The following is a 1,421-nucleotide window of genomic DNA, read 5'->3' as shown; positions in this document are numbered from 1 at the left end:
CATGGGTACGAGGGCATGATCGTCCTTTCTCGACGACCGGGGGACGGGCGCGCGGGGGCGCACCACGACCGGGTGGGGTGGTGGAGAACGAGCGGAAGATCAGGTCAGTTGGTGGTGACCAGGTCGAACTTCTCCCACTGACCGATGGAGGTCCGGTTGGCGATCAGCGGGGAGGCACCGGCGTTCTCGGCGGCGACGTAGCGGTTGTTCACAGTGGCCCGCAGGCTCACCGTGCCGTCGGAGTTGCGGACCAGCTGGAACGTCTCCCAGGCGCCGGCGGTGGCCCGGTTGGCGATCAGCGCGGCGGCACCGGCGTTCTCGGCCGCGACGTACTGACCGTTGCTCTTGGCGCGCAGCGCCACGTTGCCGTTGGCGAGGTTGACCAGGTCGAACCGCTCACTGGTGCCGACGGAGGTCTTGTTGGCGATCAGCGCGGTGGTCGAGTTGGGCGCGCTCACGTACTGGTTGTTGGCGCGGGCCCGCAGGGTGGAGCCGCTGGCGGTGGGCGGCGGGGTGGTGGTGCGTGGCGAGCAGTCGGCCGTCACGGAGCCGGCGGCGACCTGGAGGCCACCGAGCAGCATCCGGGTGAAGTTCGGGTCCGTGTACGACGCCTCGGTGTGCCCGAGGCCCGTGTACCAGGCCCGCCCGCCGCCGTACGCCTTGCACCAGGTGATCGGGTGGTCGCCGTTCATGTTGCCGCCGCTGTAGGACGACTCGTCGAGGCTGGCCAGGACTCGCGCGCTGGACCGGGGGTTGGTGCGGTAGTTGTACCACTCGTCGGAACGGACCCAGGTGGTGCCGAGGTGCGCGGTCGACGGGTTGGTCTGGTCCTCGATCCGCACGGTGGCGGTCTGGATCGCCGGGTGCGAGTCGAACCACGCCCCGACCAGCGAGCCGTACCACGGCCAGCTGTACTCGGTGTCGGCGGCGGCGTGCACGCCGACATACCCACCGCCGGCGGCGATGTACGACTCGAACGCGGTCTGCTGGCTGGCGTTGAGGACGTCGCCGGTCGTCGACATGAAGACCACCGCCTGGTACTGGGCCAGGTTGGAGGTGGTGAACTGGCCGGCGTCCTCGGTCGACGTCACGGTGAAGCCGTTGGCGGAGCCGAGCTGCTGGATCGCGGCGATGCCGTTGGGGATCGACGAGTGCCGGAAGCCGGCGGTCTTGCTGAACACGAGGACCTTGGTCAGTGGTGCCGCCGAGGCGGGGGTCGGCAGGGCGACCAGGCTGGCCAGCATGACGGCCAGGCTGGTGGCGAGTGCCAACAGGCGGGGACGGGAACGCATGGTCTTGCTCCTCTGCTGAGCGTCGACCTCAGGGGCGTGCACGCGGGCAGGGCCGGAGGCCGCGATGGCGGTGGTGCGGAAGCCGGGCCGCCGATGCTCGGCTGAGGTGATGCGGGGGTGGTGGGGGAT

1 protein-coding gene is annotated in these 1,421 nt (G+C 70.2%); it reads right to left on the bottom strand.

Features of this window, described 5'->3' with window-relative positions; all coding sequences use genetic code 11:
* Positions 1-104: 104 nt before the first annotated feature.
* Positions 105-1,292: a ThuA domain-containing protein gene (locus DLJ59_RS00085; RefSeq protein WP_124770502.1), complete on the bottom strand. Its 1,188-nt coding sequence runs from the start codon at positions 1,290-1,292 to the stop codon at positions 105-107.
* Between the last annotated feature and the right edge of the window lie 129 nt (positions 1,293-1,421).

It is taken from the genome of Micromonospora inaquosa, from assembly GCF_003857055.1.
GTDB lineage: Bacteria > Actinomycetota > Actinomycetes > Mycobacteriales > Micromonosporaceae > Micromonospora > Micromonospora inaquosa.
Note: the sequence above shows the minus strand (reverse complement) of the source record. Positions and strands in the feature narration are given on the sequence as shown.

Coding starts and splice junctions, on each gene's coding strand:
- DLJ59_RS00085 (WP_124770502.1), bottom strand. CDS start 1,292: ATGCGTTCCCGTCCCCGCCTGTTGGCACTCGCCACCAGCCTGGCCGTC.